The sequence below is a fragment of the Rhodoglobus sp. GW821-FHT12B09 genome, assembly GCF_058809925.1.
The window spans coordinates 181,776-202,154 of the sequence record NZ_JBXATB010000003.1 but is presented as its reverse complement, the minus strand read 5'-3'; the positions used below and the strand labels follow the sequence as shown (position 1 = coordinate 202,154).

At 66.5% G+C, this 20,379-nt stretch carries 18 protein-coding genes and 3 tRNA genes; 11 read left to right on the top strand and 10 right to left on the bottom strand.

All coding sequences use genetic code 11. The annotated features are described in order from the left end of the window. The first annotated feature begins 228 nt into the window (after positions 1-228). On the top strand, positions 229-1,071 hold the full coding sequence (locus tag AC1RTC_RS08120) for a M15 family metallopeptidase (protein WP_493155007.1): 843 nt from the start codon (positions 229-231) through the stop codon (positions 1,069-1,071). A gap of 40 nt (positions 1,072-1,111) precedes the next feature. On the opposite strand, the gene pgm is transcribed toward AC1RTC_RS08120, so the two are convergent. After that, entirely contained in the window at positions 1,112-2,728 is a 1,617-nt protein-coding gene (gene pgm, locus AC1RTC_RS08115; protein ID WP_493155006.1) for a phosphoglucomutase (alpha-D-glucose-1,6-bisphosphate-dependent), read from the bottom strand. Between the two features lie 34 nt (positions 2,729-2,762). On the opposite strand from pgm, the gene pheA reads away from it, so the two are divergent. The 3 genes from pheA to AC1RTC_RS08100 are packed head-to-tail and all read left to right on the top strand — an operon-like array spanning position 2,763 to position 4,413. Beyond that, complete coding sequence (pheA, locus tag AC1RTC_RS08110) at positions 2,763-3,707, top strand: prephenate dehydratase (protein WP_493155005.1); 945 nt, start codon at positions 2,763-2,765, stop codon at positions 3,705-3,707. Then, positions 3,707-4,156 carry a hypothetical protein gene (locus AC1RTC_RS08105; RefSeq protein WP_493155004.1) on the top strand — a complete coding sequence of 150 codons (450 nt, stop codon included), beginning with the start codon at positions 3,707-3,709 and terminating at the stop codon, positions 4,154-4,156. Before pheA ends, AC1RTC_RS08105 begins: the two co-directional genes overlap by 1 nt. Positions 4,157-4,158: 2 nt before the next feature. Beyond that, positions 4,159-4,413 carry a hypothetical protein gene (locus AC1RTC_RS08100; protein ID WP_493155003.1) on the top strand — a complete coding sequence of 85 codons (255 nt, stop codon included), beginning with the start codon at positions 4,159-4,161 and terminating at the stop codon, positions 4,411-4,413. 3 nt (positions 4,414-4,416) lie between these two features. Here AC1RTC_RS08100 and AC1RTC_RS08095 read toward each other — a convergent pair whose 3' ends face one another. After that, a complete protein-coding gene (locus AC1RTC_RS08095; RefSeq protein WP_493155002.1) occupies positions 4,417-5,406 on the bottom strand; it encodes a diacylglycerol/lipid kinase family protein in 990 nt (329 codons plus the stop codon). 39 nt (positions 5,407-5,445) lie between these two features. Here AC1RTC_RS08095 and serS point away from each other — a divergent pair, with 39 nt between their 5' ends. The 6 genes from serS to AC1RTC_RS08065 all read left to right on the top strand — a co-directional run bounded on the left by serS (position 5,446) and on the right by AC1RTC_RS08065 (position 9,658). Continuing rightward, positions 5,446-6,714, top strand: a complete 1,269-nt coding sequence (gene serS / locus AC1RTC_RS08090) for a serine--tRNA ligase (RefSeq protein ID WP_493155001.1) — start codon at positions 5,446-5,448, stop codon at positions 6,712-6,714. Next, positions 6,711-7,514, top strand: coding sequence for an HAD family hydrolase (locus AC1RTC_RS08085; protein WP_493155000.1), 804 nt, complete (start codon positions 6,711-6,713; stop codon positions 7,512-7,514). The genes serS and AC1RTC_RS08085 overlap by 4 nt, the downstream gene beginning before the upstream one ends. A gap of 59 nt (positions 7,515-7,573) precedes the next feature. After that, positions 7,574-7,658 (top strand) — tRNA-Ser (locus AC1RTC_RS08080). A gap of 58 nt (positions 7,659-7,716) precedes the next feature. Beyond that, positions 7,717-9,006, top strand: a complete 1,290-nt coding sequence (locus AC1RTC_RS08075; protein ID WP_493154999.1) for an LCP family protein — start codon at positions 7,717-7,719, stop codon at positions 9,004-9,006. A gap of 100 nt (positions 9,007-9,106) precedes the next feature. Beyond that, a tRNA-Ser gene (locus AC1RTC_RS08070) sits at positions 9,107-9,197 on the top strand. 83 nt (positions 9,198-9,280) lie between these two features. Continuing rightward, a complete protein-coding gene (locus AC1RTC_RS08065) occupies positions 9,281-9,658 on the top strand; it encodes a hypothetical protein (RefSeq protein ID WP_493154998.1) in 378 nt (125 codons plus the stop codon). On the opposite strand, the gene AC1RTC_RS08060 is transcribed toward AC1RTC_RS08065, so the two are convergent. Further along, positions 9,639-10,034: an MmcQ/YjbR family DNA-binding protein gene (locus AC1RTC_RS08060; protein ID WP_493154997.1), complete on the bottom strand. Its 396-nt coding sequence runs from the start codon at positions 10,032-10,034 to the stop codon at positions 9,639-9,641. The two genes, AC1RTC_RS08065 and AC1RTC_RS08060, sit on opposite strands and share 20 nt — an antisense overlap. Before the next feature lie 67 nt (positions 10,035-10,101). Here AC1RTC_RS08060 and AC1RTC_RS08055 point away from each other — a divergent pair. Beyond that, positions 10,102-10,177, top strand: a tRNA-Arg gene (locus tag AC1RTC_RS08055). A 62-nt stretch (positions 10,178-10,239) separates the two neighbouring features. Here the strand turns inward: AC1RTC_RS08055 and AC1RTC_RS08050 are convergent. From AC1RTC_RS08050 to AC1RTC_RS08020, 7 genes are all read right to left on the bottom strand, one after another. Then, on the bottom strand, positions 10,240-11,358 hold the full coding sequence (locus tag AC1RTC_RS08050) for a tyrosine-type recombinase/integrase (RefSeq protein ID WP_493154995.1): 1,119 nt from the start codon (positions 11,356-11,358) through the stop codon (positions 10,240-10,242). Positions 11,359-11,906: 548 nt separating this feature from the next. Beyond that, a complete protein-coding gene (locus tag AC1RTC_RS08045; RefSeq protein WP_493154994.1) occupies positions 11,907-14,330 on the bottom strand; it encodes a heavy metal translocating P-type ATPase in 2,424 nt (807 codons plus the stop codon). After that, on the bottom strand, positions 14,327-15,823 hold the full coding sequence (locus AC1RTC_RS08040) for a multicopper oxidase family protein (RefSeq protein ID WP_493154993.1): 1,497 nt from the start codon (positions 15,821-15,823) through the stop codon (positions 14,327-14,329). The genes AC1RTC_RS08045 and AC1RTC_RS08040 overlap by 4 nt, the downstream gene beginning before the upstream one ends. 270 nt (positions 15,824-16,093) lie before the next feature. Beyond that, the gene (locus tag AC1RTC_RS08035) at positions 16,094-16,687 is read right to left on the bottom strand and encodes a DUF305 domain-containing protein (protein WP_493154992.1); all 594 of its coding nucleotides are present in this window, start codon (positions 16,685-16,687) and stop codon (positions 16,094-16,096) included. A gap of 86 nt (positions 16,688-16,773) precedes the next feature. Continuing rightward, positions 16,774-17,208: a DUF6153 family protein gene (locus AC1RTC_RS08030; RefSeq protein WP_493154991.1), complete on the bottom strand. Its 435-nt coding sequence runs from the start codon at positions 17,206-17,208 to the stop codon at positions 16,774-16,776. A gap of 76 nt (positions 17,209-17,284) precedes the next feature. Beyond that, positions 17,285-17,566: a metal-sensitive transcriptional regulator gene (locus tag AC1RTC_RS08025; RefSeq protein WP_493154990.1), complete on the bottom strand. Its 282-nt coding sequence runs from the start codon at positions 17,564-17,566 to the stop codon at positions 17,285-17,287. A gap of 24 nt (positions 17,567-17,590) precedes the next feature. Continuing rightward, a complete protein-coding gene (locus AC1RTC_RS08020) occupies positions 17,591-20,329 on the bottom strand; it encodes a heavy metal translocating P-type ATPase (RefSeq protein WP_493154989.1) in 2,739 nt (912 codons plus the stop codon). Positions 20,330-20,379 lie beyond the last annotated feature (50 nt).

The window sequence follows — 20,379 nt, the reverse complement described above, 5'->3', positions numbered from 1 at the left end:
GGCATCGGCGATTGCCTGTGCCTGCTGCTTGCCCTTGGATTCGACGCGCGACATGGTGTCTCTCTTCGACGTGGTGTGGTTGGTGAGCAAAAAGACGGCCATCGACGGAGACGCGTCCGACGATGGCCCAGAAAAGTTTGCGTGGAGTGCAAAGTTACACCCGACGCACACAGGTGGGCAAGCTCCCCCGTACTCCCTGGGGAGTCAATCGGCGCTTATGATCGGGGGGTGTCAGATCTGCGCCCCCGTCGTAGGCCGTCGAAGGCCGTGAGACAGCGGCGCACCATCGTCCTCTTCTCCGTGATCGGTGGCGCCCTGGTGGTCGCGCTCGTCGTCGCGATAGTGGTGCTCTCACCCAAGGCGGAGCCGGTCGCCACCCCGCTCCCGACCGCGTCGAAGACCCCGACGAAGACGCCGAGCCCGACGCCGACGCCCACTCCGACGCCCACCTTCGACAAGACCGCCCTCTCCATCGACGACCCGGCGAGCATCTGGCTGGTCGTCGACAAGCTGCGCCCCCTCAACCCCGCGGACTACGAGGCACCTGACCTCACCGAGGTCAACATGCCGTATGTCGCCGACTACGTGCCGTACCTGCGCGCCGAGGCCGCCACCGCGCTGGAGGGGATGCTCGCCGCCTTCACGTCGGAGAGCGGCGGCCGCACCATGAGCAACCAGAGCTCCTACCGCCCGTACTCCAGCCAGGAGCGCGTCTACGCCGGCTGGGTGGCGACCTACGGCCAGGAGGGCGCCGACCTCACGAGCGCTCGGCCCGGCTACAGCGAGCACCAGACCGGTCTCGCCATCGACCTGAGCGCGGACGACGCGACGTGCTCGCTCGACCAGTGCTTCGCCGACACCGTGCAGGGCACCTGGCTCGCCGCGAACTCGTGGCGCTTCGGATTCATCCTGCGCTACCCCAACGGGTACACGCCGATCACCGGGTACGAGTTCGAGCCGTGGCACTACCGCTACGTCGGCGTCGCCCTCGCCACGGAGATGCACAACACCGGGGTCATGACCCTCGAGGAGTTCTTCGGGCTCCCCGCGGCGCCCGACTACGCGGACTGAGCGCGCGGCACCGTCGCGGCGAGCGCCAGGACGGCGCCGGTCATAGCGCCGCGTCGACGATCGTCTTGGCCTCCGCCTGCACGAGCTTCAGGTGCTCCGGCCCCCTGAACGACTCCGCGTAGATCTTGTAGACGTCCTCCGTGCCGCTCGGGCGGGCCGCGAACCACGCGAACTCGGTGACGACCTTCACCCCGCCGACCGCGGCCCCGTTGCCGGGCGCCTCCGAGAGCCGCGCGGTGATCGGGTCGCCGGCGAGCTCGGTGGCCGTGATCGCGCCGCCGCTCAGCTTGCCGAGGCGCGCCTTCTGCTCCTTGGATGCCACGGCGTCGACGCGCTCGTACGCGGGATCGCCGAACTCCGCCACGAGCTCCGCGTAGAGCTGTGAGGGCGTCTTGCCCGTCACGGCCAGGATCTCGCTCGCGAGCAGGGCGAGCAGGATCCCGTCCTTGTCCGTGGTCCACGCCGTGCCGTCCTTGCGCAGGAAGCTGGCGCCCGCGCTCTCCTCGCCGCCGAAGCCGACTGAGCCGTCCACAAGGCCCGGGACGAACCACTTGAACCCGACGGGCACCTCCCACAGCCGCCGGCCCAGCGACTCCGCCACCCGGTCGATCATGCTGCTCGAGACGAGGGTCTTGCCGATCGCGGCATCCGGGCGCCAGTTGGCGCGGTGGGTATAGAGGTAGCGGATCGCGACCGCGAGGTAGTGGTTCGGGTTCATCAGGCCGCCGTCGGGGGTGACGATGCCGTGGCGGTCGGCGTCCGCGTCGTTGCCCGTGAGGATGTCGTAGTCGTGGCGGCGCGCGACGACGGAGGCCATGGCGCTGGGGGAGGACGGGTCCATGCGGATCTTGCCGTCCCAGTCGAGCGTCATGAACGCCCAGGCCGGGTCGACGAGCGGGTTCACCACAGTGAGGTCGAGCCCGTAGTGCTCGGCGATGAGCTTCCAGTAGTTCACGCTCGCCCCGCCCAGCGGGTCCGCCCCGATCCGGACGCCAGCCTTCTTGATCGCGTCGATGTCGATGATGTTCTCGAGGTCCTCGACGTAGTGCTTGCGGTAGTCGTAGGTGGCGACGCCGCTGGGCTCGGCCCTGAGCACGCCGCGGAGCCCGTCGGCGATCAGCGCGTTCGCGCGGTCGGCGATCCACGTCGTCGCGTCGCTGTCGGCGGGACCGCCGTGCGGCGGGTTGTACTTGAAGCCGCCGTCGCGGGGCGGGTTGTGGCTCGGCGTGATCACGATGCCGTCGGCCTGCGGCTCGCCCGGGTGCTCGACGTTGTACTTGATGATCGCGTGGCTCAGCGCGGGGGTGGGCACGTAGTCGTCGAACTCGTCGACGAGGGCTTCCACGCCGTTCGCCTCCAGCACCTCGAGGGCGGTGGTCTCCGCGGGGCGGGAGAGCCCGTGCGTGTCCTTGCCGATGAACAGCGGGCCGGTGATGCCCTGGCCGGCCCGGTACTCGACGATCGCCTGCGTGATCGCGGCGATGTGCGTCTCGTTGAAGGCGGTGTCGAGGGATGACCCGCGGTGGCCGCTCGTGCCGAACACCACGCGCTGCTCGGGGATCGAGACATCCGGCACCCGCTGGTAGTACGCCTCCACGAGCTCGTGCACGTCGATGAGGTCGGAGGGCTGGGCGGCAGTGCCTGCGCGGTCGTTCATGCCCTCAGTCTGGCACCGCCCTAAACTCGTCACCATGCCAGACAGCACCGCGCCCGAGACCTACTCCTACCTGGGTCCCGCCGGCACCTTCACGGAGGCGGCGCTCAAGCAGGTGCCCGACGCCGTGGGCAAGAACTGGCGGTCGGTCAACAACGTGGGCGAGGCGCTGGACGACGTGGTCGCCGGGCGCAGCGTCGCCGCGATGATCGCGATCGAGAACTCGGTGGAGGGCGGGGTGAGCGCGACGCAGGACGCGCTGGCGAGCATCCCGAACCTGCGCATCCTGGGGGAGTACCTGGTCCCCGTGAACTTCGTGCTCGTCGCCCGGCCCGGTACGGCGCTCGCCGACGTGAAGGTCATCAACGCGCATCCCGTCGCGTACGGGCAGACGCACCTGTGGCTCGACAAGCACCTTCCGTCGCACGGGCACATCCCGGCGACGTCGAACGTGGCCGCCGCGGCATCCCTCCTCGAATCGGAGCTGGCGGACGCCGCGATCGCGCCCCCCGGCATCACCGACCACCACGACCTCACCGTGCTCGCGGAGAACATCGGCGACAACCCCAACGCCGTCACCCGCTTCGTGCTCGTCTCCCGCGTCGCGCCGCTGCCGGCCCCCACGGGCAGCGACAAGACGAGCATCATTGCCGAGCTGCCGGATGACACGGCCGGCCGCCTGCTCGAGATGCTCGAGCAGTTCGCCACCCGCGGCGTGAACATGAGCCTGCTCGAGTCCCGCCCGATCGGCGACGCGCTCGGGCGGTACCGCTTCGTCATCGACCTCGACGGGCACATCCTCGACGAGCGGGTGGCGGACGCGCTGCTCGGCCTCAAGCGCTTCAGCCCCAAGGTGATCTTCCTCGGCAGCTACCCGCGCGCCGACAAGCTGCCGATCACGGTCATCCCCCGCTACGACAATGACGCGTTCGTGGACGCCCGGGACTGGTTGCGGGGGCTGGTCGCAGGGGAGGACGAGTAGTGGCGGACGACGAGGCGCCCGAGGTCGACCCCCGGTTCGACCCCGTCTTCCAGCGCGGCTACGACCCCGCGGTGCACGCTCCTGTGGCACGCCGCTCGGTACTGCGCACCCCCGCGGAGCGCCCCGCCCCGCTGCCGGCCCCTCCGGAGCGCGCGCCAGAGCCCGCGCCAGCACCTGTGCTCGAGGAGGAGCCCGAGGACGTGGCATCCCGCCGCAACCCGTGGCTGCTCGCGCTGCTGCTGGTGAGCATCGGGCTGCTGATAGCGGCGGGAGTGCTCCTGTGGCGCGTGGGCCAGCGCGATGTCTACTCCGGCTCGAACCTGCCCACCGGCGCCGAACTGATGGTGCAGCAGCTCGCCTACATGCTGCCGCCGGCGCTCCTGGTCGCGGGCTTCGTCGGCATCGTCCTCCGGCTGGCCATCGGCGCGGTCAAGGCCGGGCGGGCGTAGCGGTGCGCATCCGCCTCGCGGTGCTGTGGAGCATCCCGGTCGCCCTTGTCGCTCTCGGGTTCGCCGTCGCCTGGGTGAGCGCGGTCGCCACCGCCGAGAGGTATGCCCAGTTCGCCGCCGGCCCCATGGTCGAGCCCGACGTGGACTGGGCGTCAATCGCCGGCACCAGCGCGTCACCGCTGCTGCTCGCGGGCTTCGTCTCGCTGGTCGTCGTCCTCGCCGTGCACGGGCTCCTGTGGAGGGCTCGGGCGGACTAGCGGCTACTCGGCCGCGGGCACCTTCACCGTGAGCGCGCCCGGGTCGACCCAGGCGTGCACCGAGCGGGCCTCGCCGAACTCGTCGCCGTCGAGCTGGAACTCCTCGGGCTTGCCCTCGACGGTCATCCGAAGGTCGGTGCCGGTGAGGTAGGTCACGTCGCGCACGTCGGCGGAGAGGTCGATGATCTTGCGGCCCAGGGCCGACTTGCGCAGCACCCCGTTCTCCCACGCGACCTTCCGCCACACCTTGGCCCAGCCGAACGGGCCGCGGGGGCGCAGGGCGGCGATGTCGAGGATGCCGTCGTCCGGCTTCGCCTCGGGCATCAGCAGCAGCCCGCCGGGGAGCATGCCGCAGTTGCCCACGATGATGGTGTGCACGCTCATCGCCCGCTCCGCAGCCCCGTTGAGGCGGTACCGGATGCGCACGGGCTTGAGCTCGGGCAGCGACCGGGTGATGCCGTCGATGTAGGCGAGCCAGCCGACGGCCTTCTTGAGCTTCGTGTTCGTGTTCTTGATCATCTTGGCGTCGAGGCCCAGGCCCGCCATGACGAGGAACGCGTGCTCCTCGCTGTCGCCGTCGGCCCGCACGATCTCGACCATGCCGAGGTCGACCTGGCGGTCGTCGCCGGTGAACGCGATCTCGACGGCCTGCTCGAGGTTGGTGAGCGGCAGCTCGAGGTTGCGGGCGAGGAGGTTTCCGGTGCCCGAGGGCAGGAGCGCGAGGGACACTCCGCTGTCGCGCAGGGCCTCCGCCACGGCACGCACAGTGCCGTCGCCGCCCGCTGCGATCACGACGTTGGCGCCGCGGCGGACCGCGCTCTCGGTGACGCCCTGTCCGGCATCCTCTTCGCTCGTCTCGAACCAGATCGTGGGAGCCCAGCCCGCCGCCTTCGTCGCAGCCTGCACCGCGTCCTTGAGCTTGGAGATGTCTACCTTGATCGGGTTGTACACGACAGCAGCCCGCATCTTCTTGTCCACCGAGGGAGTCGCCACGCTGCCAACGGTACGCCATGCGCTGCGTAGGATTGACCGGTGATCGATCCCCAGCTCCTGCGTGATGACCCGGACTCCATTCGACGGTCGCAGGAGTCGCGGGGCTCCTCCGTGCAGCTCGTCGACGACGCGATAGCAGCCGACGCCGAGCGCCGCACCACCATCCAGGCTTTCGAGAAGCTCCGGGCGGAGCAGAACGCGTTCGGCCGCACCGTGGCCACCGCGCCCTCCGACCAGAAGAAGGCGCTCGTCCTGCAGGCCCAGGCCCTGGCCAACCAGGTCAAGGAAGCAGGCCAGAAGGCGACGGATGCCGAACTCGAGTTCACGCGCATCGTCGGCTCACTCGGCAACGTGACGATCGAGGGTGTTCCCGCCGGCGGCGAGGAGGATTTCGTCACCCTCCGCGAGGTCGGCACCCCCCGCACCTTCGACTTCGAGCCGCGCGACCACGCGGACCTCGGCGAGCTACTCGGCGCCATCGACATCGCGCGCGGAGTGAAGGTCTCGGGCAGCCGGTTCTACTTCCTGCGGGGGGTCGGCGCGCGGCTCGAGATCGCGCTCATGAACATGGCCCTCGACAAGGCGCTCGCCGAGGACTTCGTGCCGCTCATCACCCCCACCCTCGTCCGGCCCGAGATCATGGCGGGCACCGGCTTCCTCGGCGAGCACGCCGACGAGGTGTACCACCTCGACAAAGAGGACGACCTCTACCTCACCGGCACGAGCGAGGTGGCGCTGGCCGGGTACCACTCCGACGAGATCCTCGACCTGTCGAACGGCCCCCTCCGCTATGCGGGCTGGTCGACCTGCTACCGCCGGGAGGCGGGCTCGGCGGGCAAGGACAACCGGGGCATCCTCCGCGTCCACCAGTTCAACAAGCTGGAGATGTTCACCTACGTGCTCCCGGACGACGCCGAGGCGGAGCACGAGCGCCTCGTCTCGTACCAGGAGTCGATGCTCGCGGCCTGTGAGCTGAGCTACCGCGTGATCGACGTCGCCGCGGGGGATCTCGGCTCGTCCGCCGCCCGCAAGTTCGACATCGAGGCCTGGGTGCCGACGCAGGGCACCTACCGGGAGCTCACGAGCACGAGCAACTGCACGACCTACCAGGCCCGCCGCCTCGACATCCGGTACCGCACCGAGTCGGGCAAGACCTCGCCCGTCGCGACCCTCAACGGCACGCTCGCGACCACCCGCTGGCTCGTCGCGATCCTCGAGACGCACCAGCAGGCTGACGGCTCGGTCGTCGTGCCTGCGGCGCTGCGCCCCTACCTGGGAGGCCTCGAGGTCTTCGAGCCCGTCGCATGAGCGCGGGCCGCTGGCTGATCGCCCTCGACATCGACGGCACCGTGCTCCGCGAGGACGGCGTCATGAACGACGCCGTGATCGCCGCCGTGGGCAAGGTTCGGGATGCGGGGCACGAGGTGATGCTGGCCACCGGCCGGTCCGTGGCGATGACCCTGCCGATCCTCGACCGGCTGTCGATCACGCCCGAGTACGTGGTCTGCTCCAACGGCGCGATCACCCTGCGCCGCGACCCGGACGCCCCCACCGGCTACCGCCGCGAGCACGTGGAGACCTTCGACCCGAGCGAGGTGCTCACGACGATCCGCACGAACCTCGAGGGCGCCAACTACGCCGTGGAGGACGAGGCGGGGCTCTACAAGTTCACGGGGTCGTTCCCGGACGGCACGCTCGGCGCCGTGAGCGAGAAGGTGCCGTTCGAGGAGCTCCTCGCGCAGCACGCCACCCGGGTCGTCGTCATCTCTCCCGGCCACAAGATCGAGGACTTCCTCACTGTCGTCGAGCGCATGGGCCTGCACAAGGTCAGCTACAACGTGGGCTGGACGGCCTGGCTCGACATCGCCCCCGACGGAGTCAACAAGTCCACGGCGCTGGAGCGGGTGCGGGGCATGCTGGGCATCCCGCGCAACCGCGTGATGGCGATCGGAGACGGCCGCAACGACATCGACATGCTCGAGTGGGCGTCGGTCGAGGGCCGCGGGGTGGCCATGGGCCAAGCTCCGGACGAGGTTCGCCGGGTCGCCAACGAGACCACCGGCACCGATCTCAACGACGGCGTCGCGACCGTGCTGGACGCCTTCTAGGGCGTATCCTCAGGGTTTTGCGCGGCCCTGTCGGGTAGACTCGGAGCTTGGTCACGCCGGGAGGGCTGTCCGAGCGGCCGATGGAGCCAGTCTTGAAAACTGGTGGGCAGCAATGTCTCGTGGGTTCGAATCCCACGCCCTCCGCTCAGCCTGACCGCACTTTTGCCGGGCCATACGGTCCCGAACAACGAAAAGGACTGTCATGAGCGACTTGACTCCCCGTTCGGAGCTGCGACCCCGCTCCGAGCTAAGGTCACGCACGGGCGTGCCGAAGATCGCGGGCATCGCGCGCCACGGGCGTCTGCGCCGCGCGAACCCCTGGCCGACCGTCCTCAAGTTCATCGGCGCCGCCCTCGCGGTCATCCTCGTGAGCGGCGCCTCCGTCGGCGCGATCGCGGTCAACAGCCTCACCTCCAAGACGAGCACCGTCCAGCTCATCGGCGAGACCGAGGGCCCGCCCCCGGAGATCGGCAAGATCGACGGCGGTTTCAACATCCTCATCGTCGGCAGCGACACCCGCGAGGGCCAGGACGGCATCGGCGGCGACGCGGAGGACGAGACCTCCGTGCTCAACGACGTCAACATCGTGCTGCACGTCTCACAGGACCAGACGAACGCGGTGGCCATCAGCATCCCGCGCGACATGGTCGTGGGCATCCCAGAGTGCCCGTGGAATGACGGCTCCGGCGACGTGAAGGGGTACTCGACCGAGCCCATCAACGTCGCCCTCTACTACGGAGGCCTTCCCTGCGTGGTGCTCACCGTCGAAGAGCTCACCGGCCTCGACATCCAGTTCGCCGGCATGATCACGTTCAAGGGCGTCATCGCCATGGCGGACGCCGTCGGCGGTGTGCCGGTGTGCGTCGACGGCCCGTTCTACGGCGACGGTGTCACGTTCGACCAGGCGGGCACCTACAACCTCAGTGGGTGGGACGCGCTGGCCTTCCTCCGCACACGCTCGGGCGTCGGCGACGGCAGTGACCTGACGCGCATTAGCTCGCAGCAGGTGTACCTCTCGTCGCTCGTCCGCGTTCTGCAGAGCTCGAACACGCTCGGTGACGTCAAGAAGGTCTACAACCTCGCCAACGCCGCGCTCAGCAACATGACGCTCTCATCGAGCCTCGGCAATGCGCCGACCATGGTGTCGATCGCGCTGGCGCTCAAGAACATCCCGATCGAGAACGTGACGTTCGTGCAGTACCCGGGCACGACCGGGAACACCGAGGCCCCCTACACGGGCAAGGTCAAGCCGAACTCGCAGCTCGGCGACGAGATGATGCAGTACATCCTCGCCGACCAGCCGTTCAAGCTCGACGAGGCCGGCGACGGCGAGGGCTCCGCGCTCAACCCGAACGCCACCCCGCTGCCGACGAGCACGACGGCACCGCCGGTCGACCCGAGCACCCTCCCGGTGCTGTCGGGCGTGCGCGGCCAGACCGCAGCGGACCAGACCTGCACCGTGACCAACGGCGACGGGCCCAACTGGGGCTAGGTCGGGCGTGCCTGGCTGGCGCCGGGCCTGCAGGGGCTGATGCCCCGGCGCCGCAGTCTGGCCCCGCCCCCGCCGTGTGGCATGATGGTTGTCGAACACTGGAGACGTCGCATAGTTCGGCCTAGTGCACCACCCTGCTAAGGTGGAGAGGGGTTTAAACTCCTCCGTGGGTTCAAATCCCACCGTCTCCGCTCTGCGTCACGACGAATTAAGACCGCCCATCCGGCGGTCTTTTTTCTTGGCCGGATGCCACGGCTGCGGCACACTGGACCGCATGAGATCGGGCATCCCGCTGGCGATCGTGGCCGCCGCCGCGCTCGTGGCCCTCGCCGCCTGCTCGCCCTCGCCGAGCGGACCGGTCACGGCCACCGTCGCCTCGGCTCAGGTCGACGACGCGGGCTACCTCACCGCCGACGGCTACGTGTCGGGGGTCGCGGAGGATGGCGGCACGTGCAGCTTCACCTTCTGGTCGGAGGGCGGGGGCGCGTCGCGCCTCAGCTCGACCGGCGAGGCGGACGGCGACCGGACCGCGTGCCCGGCGGTCGACGAGCGGATCCGCACGCTGTGGCCCGGCGCCTACACCGCGGTGCTCACGTACTCCTCCGGCACGGTGACGGCGGAGAGTGAGCCGTTCAGCTTCGAGATTCCGTAGCCAGGAACCGCGCGGCCAGTCGCTTCGGGGCACGGCAGAGCCAGGCATCCGTCAGCACTTCGCGCAGTTGCTCGAGGTCGATCTTCTCGAGGTGCACGAGCACGGCCGGGTAGTCGGCGTAGTGCGGGATGGTGAAGAAGACGTCCGGGTTGCTGCCGATGAGGCCGCGCTTGTCGTCGAGGTCGGCGACTCGGACTCCGAGGATGTCGCCCTCGGGCGTCGCGTCGCCCAGCTCCTCCCGGTCGCGCTTGCGCATCGGGCGCTCGTAGGCGAAGTGCACCTTGTGCACCTCCCACTTGTAGCCCTGGCTGTCGGTGCCGGCCACGACATCGGGCAGCTCGAGGGCCAGTCGGTTGACGTCATCCCAGGTCGCCATGCCCACAGGGTACAAGTGGCCCCCGACTCGCTGGTATAGTTTTCAGGTTGGCTTCGGCCGATGGTCTGCGCCCGTAGCTCAGCGGATAGAGCAATTGACTACGGATCAATAGGCCGGGGGTTCAAATCCCTCCGGGCGCACCAGCCAACAGCCCCGTAATCTCAACGATTACGGGGCTGTTTTCGTCGCGGGAAGGGCAAAAACCCTACGAAAACCCTACATACGCATCCGCGCGGACCTTATCCATGCGGTCCGAAACGGCGTCAAGGTCGTCTTCGAACAGATCCGCATAGGTGTCGAGGGTCATAGCAGCCGACGCATGCCCGAGCATTCGCTGCACCGCCTTGGGGTTCGCACCGGAGCTAATTGCGAGGCTCGCGGCCGTGTGACGGAGGTCGTGGGGAGTGACCTCAGGGAATGTCGGATCTTCTACTCGGGCCCGCTGTACCGCGGACCAGAACCAGCCGACCCCGCTCTTCGGAGCCACCTTGTGAACGACTCCATCGCCGAAGACCAGCTGTTGTGGCGACTTGCCGGAGCACTCGGCTATCAACATCTCCGAGAGGAACGCCGGGTACGGCACGCTGCGACGTTCGTGCGTCTTGGGTGTTCCCACCACAATCCGGCCGCCGATGCTGACGGCGTTCTCCTGAATCAAGAGGCGCCTACGTCGGTCGTCGACCGCTTGTACGCGGAGGCCCGTAGCCTCACCCCAGCGCAGCCCGGTGTACGCCAACGTGTAGATCAGGGACGCGTGATCCCCGCGCAGTTTCGAGATCAACAGCTCGACCTGTGCCGCCGAAAGGTACGCCCGCCTCTTCTTAGACTTCCGAGGGAGCTTAACGCCCCTCGCCGGGTTGACGGAGATTCTTCTATCTCGTACGGCGACATCCAGGATGGATGCGAGCACGCCGTACGCGCGAAGCGTCACGGTCGCCGATTTAGGCTTTGCCGTCGGGCTGCCCGCGGCTAACCGAGTGAGCCAGCTCTGAATCTCTGAATGCTGGATTTCCGAGACTCGTCGAGCGCCCCAGATCGGTTCGACGTGCACTCTCCATGCAACTTCGACGGCACTGAAGGAGGATGGCTTCAGGTGCGCCTGGTTCGCAAGCCACTCTGTGCCGAGCTCTCTAACCGTGGCCTTGCCCTGTGACGGATCGACGTACTCGCCGCGGAGCGAGGTGACGACCACGCTGGCGAGAAACTCTTCGGCGTCGCGTTTGCGCCTGAAGCCAGCCTTTTCGCGATTGCGGCGATCTGGGTCTCGGTAATGGGCTCGGTAGCGCTTACCGTCCTTCGTGTCGTAGCTAGATATGCTTCCCACGCTCTCGATTTTAGGTAGCGACTCCGACGGCGTCTAAGCATCGCCACTCAGCATTATCCGGAGATTGGCGCAGAGTACTCGCGAGGAGTCATATTCGCGGTGATGTGCGCCGCCCCCTCAGTCCATAAGGAGGGGAACATGGCTTCATGTCCGGAACGATGAGCTAACAGCACAATGCCCGCCGAGGCGAAGCTCTCTGCCAGTTGGAGTACCTCGGTCATCTTCCGGACGTCCGGTATTGCGTACTCGCCATCGGGTTCATCCACGACAGGCTGAAACTCCCATTCTGGCCAGCGCTTGCCGTGCGCCGCCCCTGCCGCGGAGCGCCAGAGTCGCTCGACGCGATCGGGGCCAGGGGTTTCTGTTACGTCGACGCGCTGGGCTCCGAGTCGGCCTATATCTGTCGTCTATGCGGATTCTGGCTCGTCACGCAATGGCGCGGAGACCAGATCTACGACGCCGGCGACGCTTCAAGCGACTCGGGATCCTGACCGGCACACAATCAGTTTCAGACCGGCCCTGAAGCACCTGCGGCGTTGCGAGACGGATCAGTTCGCGGGCAGCCGCAGCCGCCGAAGGAGCAGCGCGTTTATGGCGACAATGGCGCTGGAACCTGACATGGAGATGGCGGCGATCTCAGGGCTGAGCATGAGACCGACGCCCGCGAAGACCCCGGCGGCGATCGGCAGTGCGATGGCGTTGTAGCCGACCGCCCAGCCCAGATTCTGGCGCATCTTGCGCACTGTTCCCTTGCCGATGCGCAGTGCGATGGCTACATCCAAGGGGTCGGAGCGCATCAGTACGACATCTGCGGTCTCGATCGCGACATCGGTGCCCGCACCGATCGCAATGCCCAGGTCGGCTTGTGCAAGTGCAGGCGCATCGTTTACTCCGTCCCCGACCATCGCCACCTTCTTGCCGGCGGCTTGCAACTCAGCGACCTTAGCGGACTTGTCCTGCGGCAGGACCTCGGCGATAACAGTGTCGATACCCAGCATTGTCGCGATCCGCTGAGCTGTCGCCTCGTTGTCGCCGGTCAGCATCGCCACCTCGATACCGGCGTCGTGGAGGGCCGTGATTGCCGCTTGGGCGGTGTCGCGGGCGGCGTCGGCCAGCGCGATCACTCCTGCGGCTTTCCCGTCGACGGCGACGAGCACCGCGGTGCGGCCGGTGGATGCCAACTGTTCGCGCTCGTCGAGGACTGTGGTGATATCGACGTTCTCGGTGGCCATCAGTTTCCGGTTACCGACGAGCACACGGTGACCTTGGACCGTGGCGCCCGCACCATGTCCGGGCACGTTTCGGAACTCGGTGGCCACCACCTTCTGGGCACCTTGGGCTTCGGCGTAGGTGACGACCGCCGCCGCGAGGGGGTGTTCGGACTCTCGCTCGACCGCAGCGACGAGGGCAAGGAGTTCGTTGCTGGGGATTCCGATGTTGATGAAGTCCGTCACTTCCGGTTCACCCTTGGTCGGGGTTCCGGTCTTGTCCATGACGACCGTGTCAATATGGGCTGCGGTTTCCAGCGCTGCAGCGTTCTTGAACAGCACTCCGCGTTTGGCGCCGAGGCCAGTGCCCACCATGATTGCGGTCGGAGTTGCTAGGCCGAGCGCATCGGGGCAGGTGATGACCACCACCGTGATGGCGAACAGGAGCGCGGCCTGGGGCGTCGCGCCAAGAAGCAGCCAGGTGACGAATGTCACGCTGCCGCCGATGAGGGCGACAAGAACCAACCAGAACGCGGCACGGTCAGCGAGACGCTGGCCAGGAGCCTTCGAGTTCTGCGCTTCCTGAACCAGGGCCACGATCTGCGCCAGGGCAGTGTCGGCACCAACCTTCGTTGCCCGCACTCTCAAAGTGCCGGTGGTGTTCACCGTCGCACCGATGACCGCAGACCCGGTCGACTTCGCCACCGGGAGGCTCTCACCCGTGACCATCGATTCATCGACATCCGAGTCTCCCTCCTCGACCGTCCCATCAGTTGGGATCTTCGCGCCGGGGCGCACCAGCAGCAGATCACCGGGCATCACGTCCGCGGTGGAGACTTCGACCGGCTCGCCATCGCGAAGTACGATCGCTCGTGCCGGTGCGAGCTCGAGCAGAGTGCGAATGGCATCGTTGGCGCCCCCGCGGGCACGCATCTCAACCCAGTGCCCTAGGAGCACGAACGAGGTCAGCACTGTGGCCGCCTCATAGAACACCTCCCCGCCGCCAGTCAGGGTCACGGCGAGGCTGTAGATCCAGCCAGCACCGACACCTACGGCGACGAGCACCATCATGTCCAGCGTGCGTGCCCGCAGTGCCCGGAAGGCGCCATCGAAGAAGATCCATGCGGAGTAGAAGATCACCGGCAGGGACAGGATCAGCGCGAAGACGTCGTCGCGCAATCCGAATGGGGCGGGCACGGTGAACCCGAATACCTGCCGACCGATCGGTGACCACAGGATGATTGCGACCGAGAGGATAGCTGCCACCAGGAAGCGGTTTCGCATGTCGCGGATCATGGACGCCATCGACATGCTGCCGTGACCGCCACCGTGCCCCATGACGTCCTGACTTGTCCGAGGGGGAGCGGCATGTTGGCTGTGCGCATGGGCTGTTGCCGAGGTGTCTGGTGCGCCGGTTGCGGTTGGGGGAAGTAGCTGATCTGGTTTCGTGGTCGGCGATCCACTCTGCATCGCGGCGCTGTCGAAGGCGGGATCGCAGATGTGCTCGGGAACGGATTGTCCTGCGCAGTGATAGCCGCACTCGACGATCCACTTCTGCAGTTCAGCTTGGGAGGTGGCTTGGGTGTCGTATGAAACATTGGCGGTTTGGGCGACCGGGTTCGCCTCCACCGAGATCACCCCCGGTTGACGGCGCAGGGTTGACTCGACGACTGATTTTGAGGACGCCCATTGGACCCCCGAAACCTCCAGGACGACGGTACGAATGTCGGCACTCATGTGCTGCTTCTCTCCGGTGCTGCTCATGACGCGAGGTAGCCGAGGATTGTCATCATCCCGGACTCGGCGTGGTAAATGTTGTGGCAGTGTGCCGCCCACAGGCCCGGGTTGTCCGCGTCGAACTCGACAGTGAGACTCTTGCCGGGCAGCACGATCGAGGTGTCCTTGCGGGGACCGCCGCCGAGGTGCTGGTAGGTGTGACCGTGCAGGTGGAACGGGTGCCACATCGTGGTCGTGTTGTCGATCCGCAGACGCACACGCTCACCCTGCTGAACGCCGAGGGCAGCGGCCATGGGGTTGCTCGCGTCGAAGCGGTGACCGTTGATTCCCCAGTCGTAAGCCATCATCGAACCTGTCAGCGCAGCGGTCAGTTCGCGATCAACGCTCTTTTTGGCCAAGGAAACTTCGGTGGTCGCGGACAGCATGGCCGCGGTCAGGACCGTGCGAGTCAGCTCTGGGATCGACGCTGCCGACACCGGTTTCGCGCCAGCACCGGTGCGGACGATCGCCAGGGCGTTGGCGCTTTTGCCTTCTGCGGAGGCAATCAGCGGGAACGCGCCGTCGCCAAGGGTGACGAGCGCGTCGTACCGTTCGCCCATCCCGAGGAGGATGGCGTCGGTATCGACGGGGTTCACCGGGTACCCGTCGCTGTGGGTGACGGTGAGGCGGTGACCGCCAAGCGCCACCCGGAATGCGGTGTCGCTGCCGGCGTTGATGATGCGTAGGCGGATCCGCTTTCCCGGCGTGCTGGTGAAGGTCTCTGGGTCGGCGGAGGGGCGCCCGTTGATGAGGAAGTAGGGGTAGGCGACATCGCCGGCGTCTCCGCCGAGCAGGTCGGAGCGGGTTCCCATCATCATGTGGCTGCTCGAGCCGCTCATCATCCCACCCATGCCGCCGCTGAGCTCTTTGAGCACGTCGTCAGGGGTTCCGGTGACGCCGTCGAGCCAGTCATCCAGGACGATTACCCACTCGGCGTCGTAGTTGAGTGATTCGTGGGGGTCCTCGACGATCAGGACGCCGTAGAGGCCCCGATCCAGTTGCGTTCCGACGTGGGGATGAAACCAGTAGGTGCCCGGTTGGTCTGTGATGAAGTCGTAGGCGAAGTCATGGCCGGCCGCGACGGGTGCTTGGGTTGCTCCGGGCACCCCATCCATGTCGTTGCGCAATCGGAGGCCGTGCCAGTGCACGGAAGTGTCGGTCGGAAGTTTGTTGTGGAGTGTCGCCCGGAGGGTGTCGCCGGCACTCACCCGGATCGTGGGACCAGGGATTGTGCCGTAGCTCCAGGTGTTCGCGGTGGTTCCGGCAAGATCGATCTGAGTAGGGGCAGCAGTCAGGTCGATGGTGGTGATCCGACCGGTGCCGACACGAGCTGCTTCAGCGCTGCGCACAGGTGCACCGGTCGGGGTGACGTAGCGCGGCGTCGCTGCGCACGACGCGAGCACCATGGCAGCAAGCGCGCCGGTGCCGACCGCGAGGAAGCCGCGCCGAGAGAAGCTTGCGCCGGGAAGTGCGGAGTTCATGGATATCCAATCGTGAGAATTAACGCTGGCCCGTGTGCGGGCGTGGCGGCAGGGCCGAAAGTCCTGTCAGCCACCGATGTTGGCCACAGCGATGACAGCGACCCCGAGGGCGACGGCGAGGGCCACCAAGCATGTCAGGAACAGTGCAATGGAACGTGAACCCATGAGGGAACGTCCTCTCTTCAGCGCCGCGCGAAATGACAACGGCAGCGTGCGGTGACGTGCTGCGGCCGACTCGATGAGTCGACCGCAGCACGAGAGGGGTGACCGTTAGAGGGTCGCGAGGATCTCGTTCATCTTCGCGATCTCGGCCGTCTGCGCATCGGCGATCGTCTTGGCCAGGGCGAGCGCGTCGGCATTCTTGCCCGTGGACAGTTCCTCGTTAGCCATGTCGATGGCACCCTGGTGGTGCTGGATCATTTGCTGGAGGAACAGCTTCGACGAGTCCGCGCCCGAGGCGTTGGTGAGCGCGTTCATATCGTCCGGCGACATCATTCCATCCATCGCCATGCCATCCATCGGCTCCGGCGAAGGCTGACCCCAGGACTTCAGCCACGAGGTCATCGTGGTGATCTCGGGGCCCTGTGCGGCCTTGATTTGCGTGGCGAGATCCACCACGCGCGGGTCAACACCAGTCTTGCCCAGAAGGATGTCGGCCATCTCGACCGCCTGTTGGTGATGGGGGATCATCTGCGTGACGAAAGCGATGTCCGGGTCGTTGAACTGGGATGCGTCGCTGGACGAGCCGTGATCCATCCCCGGCATATCCGAGGGCATTGTTGTAGTTGTGGTCGTGCTGCAGCCCGCGAGGACGAGCGCAACAGTGAGGGCGCTGGCAGCCAGCGCGGCGGTTCGAATGTTCATCAAAGTTCTCTCTTGTTCAGTGGGAAAAACAGAATTCGGGCACCCCGGTGGGGTGGATACGGTCTGGGCGGGCCAGATCGTCCGAATCAGGTTCGACTGATCGAGAGAACGTGCAGTGATGGGGGATTAGGGGGCGCTAGCGCAGCAACCGTCAGACGGAGTGGTCTGAGAATTCGCACGAGAGTCGGCCAGCCCGTGAGTGCCAACTGCAGGGCAAACAAGATGACACCCGCGAGGAGTGCGAGAACACACATCATCCCGAGCATGTCGTGGGCGGGCATGCACACCCCGCCACAATCATCCGCAAGGGACCCGGATTCAGAGCTCGGAGCCATCGCCATTTCGTCGACCGCAGCCGCTGCGAGTGAGACGCTGGAGTGGTGATCGGCGGTGTCGGCCATGTTCCCGGTGGTGAGAACGTGCATGGCCAGAAGCCCAATAACGATCGCGGGCACCGCGAACAAGGCAAGCGCCAAGCGGCCATGCGGGGAGGCGCGGAGCGCAACAAGGATCGCTTTCATCTCCGCACCTCCTTCACGTTTGTGTATCTTTCCAAACCTAATGTCCGCATCATATCCGCGTTGCGGCGAGTGAAGCTTAGGAGCGGACGAGGCGCGCAATCGCCGCGCTTGCCTCACGCAGTTTCTCTTCGGCTACGGGGCCGCCCTGTTCGGTGGCTTCAGCGACGCAATGCATCAAGTGGTCGTCCAGCAGTGCGAGAGCGACCGCTTCGAGGGCCTTGGTCGTGGCGGACACCTGGGTGAGAACGTCGATGCAGTAGGTGTCGTCTTCGACCATTCGGGCAAGTCCGCGCACCTGCCCTTCTACTCGCCGCAGACGGGCCAGCAGGGCATCCTTGTTTCCGACATAGCCGTGCACTGATTGTTCTCCTGTTCCGCTGACTCAGTGGGCGTGGGGGTGGCCGTACTTGTGCGGGTCGGCGTCGAAGCTGGCAGCGCAGCCAGTGGAGCAGAAGTAGAACGTCGTTCCGTCGTGCTCTCGCGATGCTGCCGCGGTCTTCGGGTCGATGTTCATGCCGCAGACAGGGTCGGTGACGAGCGCCGTTGCGCTTGCGGGTGCGGTGTCGTGGTCGTGTGCCATGGCAGTGTCCTTGCTTTCGTGTTGGGTGCCGATCTCAACCACCGGATTGGTGATGGAGGCCGTGGCCGGGATGGCCGCGGGCTTGGGGGTGAACCGGCGAAGCCGACTCGAGTTGGTGACGACAGACAGCGACGAGAGCGCCATTGCGAGGGCGGCGATCATCGGGCTCAGTAGCAAGCCGAACGCCGGGTACAGGACCCCAGCGGCGAGGGGGATGCCGATGATGTTGTAACCGAAGGCGAACCCGAGGTTCTGCTTGATGTTGCGCATGGTGGCGCGGGATAGGTCGATCGCAGTGACAAGGCCGGACAGGTTTCCGGAGATCAGGGTGATGTCGGACGCTTCGATCGCAACATCAGTGCCCGTACCGATCGCCGAGCCCACGTCGGCCTGGGCGAGGGCCGGGGCGTCGTTGATTCCATCCCCGACCATGCCGACAACGCGGCCCTCCTCCTGCAGGCGGCGAACCTCGCGTGCCTTGTGCTCGGGCATGACCTCCGCCACGACCCTGCCGATGCCGACCTGTCGGGCGATGGCCGCCGCAGTGGCTCGGTTGTCGCCGGTCATCATTACGACGTCGATGCCGCGGGCGACTAGCCCGGCGATCGCGGCCGCGGAGCCTTCTTTGATGGTGTCTGCAACACCCAGAACCCCAGCTGCACGGCCGTCAACGGCCGCGAGCATCGGGGTCTTGCCGTCAGCGGCCAACGATTCCAGATCAGCGGTGAGAGCTGAGCTGTCTACGCCTGCCGCCGACAGAAGACGAGTGTTGCCGATCAGGACTGTTCTGCCGTCGACGGTGGCGCGAACGCCTTGGCCGGTGATCGACTCGAACAGCGACGAGCGGCCCACGTTGATGCTGCGCTCTTTGGCGCTGGCGACGATCGCGGCGGCCAGGGGATGTTCAGAGTCGCGTTCGGCGGTTGCGATCAGCGCGAGCAACTCGTCCGAGTCGAACCCGACTGCAGGAAGCACGTCGGTGAGGAGGGGGGTGCCGTTGGTGATCGTGCCCGTCTTGTCGAGCACAACAGTGTTGATCTTGTGGGCGCTCTCGAGCGCCTGAGCGGACCGGATGAGAATGCCGTTGCTCGCTGCCTTCCCGGTGGCGACTGTGATGGACAGTGGCGTCGCGAGACCGAGCGCGCAGGGGCAGGCGATGATGAGGACGGCAACCGCGGCAACCAGAGCAAAAACGCCGGACGGCGGCGGACCGAAGACCCACCACGCGGTGAACGTCCAGATGGCAATGGCGATCACCGCCGGTACGAAGTAGCCCGAAACCTTGTCGGCCAAGCGCTGGATGGGCGCCTTTGAACCTTGGGCTTCGCGCACGAGCCTGATGATCTGAGCGAGCATCGTATCCGCGCCCACTTTGGTAACCGCGTACCGGAATGAGCCGGTCTGGTTGATCGTCGCCCCGATCACCGTGTCGCCAATAGTCTTGACCACCGGCAGCGGCTCGCCCGTGATCATCGACTCATCCACCGCGGAGCTGCCCTCGACGACCTGACCGTCAACAGGAAGTTTCTCGCCGGGGCGGATGACCACAATGTCGCCAGCCAAGACCTCGCCGACTGGGATTTCCAGCTCGCTGTCGCCACGGACGACCCGAGCGGTGCGCGGCTGCAGGCCGATCAGTGTGCGGATCGCCTGTCCTGTGCCCGCCTTGGCGCGCGTCTCCAACAGCCGGCCAATGAGAATCAGCGTGAGGATGACGCCGACAGCCTCGAAGTACACTCCGCGTGCTTCCGCGGGCAGTGCCGAGGGAAGAAACGTGGCGACGAGGCTGAATCCGTAAGCAGCGATCGTGCCGAGTGTGATGAGCGAGTTCATCTCCGCTGCCCGGTGGGTCAGCGCCAACCAGCCAGTGCGGTGAATCGGCCAGCCCGTGTAAATCATGACTGGGGTGATCAGCAGGAATTGGAACCACGGCGTCATCAGCAAGGCGGGCACCCACATCGCCCCGAAGAGGTCAACGGCCATTACCGACAGGAATACGGGAAGCGTTAAGACGGCGCCGACGATCACGCGGCGAATCAGATCGCGGATCTCCTTTGCGTGCTCCTCCGCCTCGTGGTCTCCGTCATCCCCCAGAGCGAACTCGTCGATGCCGCCCTCGTGAGATTCAGTGATTGAGGGGGCGTCGAGCAGTGCCGTCGCAGTTTGGCCTTCAGCTGCGGCAACGACCCGTACCGTGCCGTGCAACATGTTCATTCCGCAGGCGAAGCTGAACTCGCCAACCTCGTCGGGAGTGAACTCCACGGCTGTCGTTACAAAGGCTGGCAGGGTCTGGTTCACCTTGAAATCGGGGAACACCACACGGGAGGAGCAGTCGCCGGTCTCTTGGCGGTCGAACAGGAGACGCGTGGGTACTCCCTGCACCACCTCGACAACGCTGGGGGAGTAGCCCCCTCGGACCGTGACGGTCTGCACCTGTAGATCTCCCTCGATCGCGGCACGTTTCGATGCGCGAGGTGCGAAGAAGTACCAGGCGAGCAGGGCCGTCAGAACGACGGCGCCAATTACGACAATCACATTCACAAAGAGTGCTCCTTGGTCTCGCCCAGGCCGCACTGCGGCAGGGACTGCGT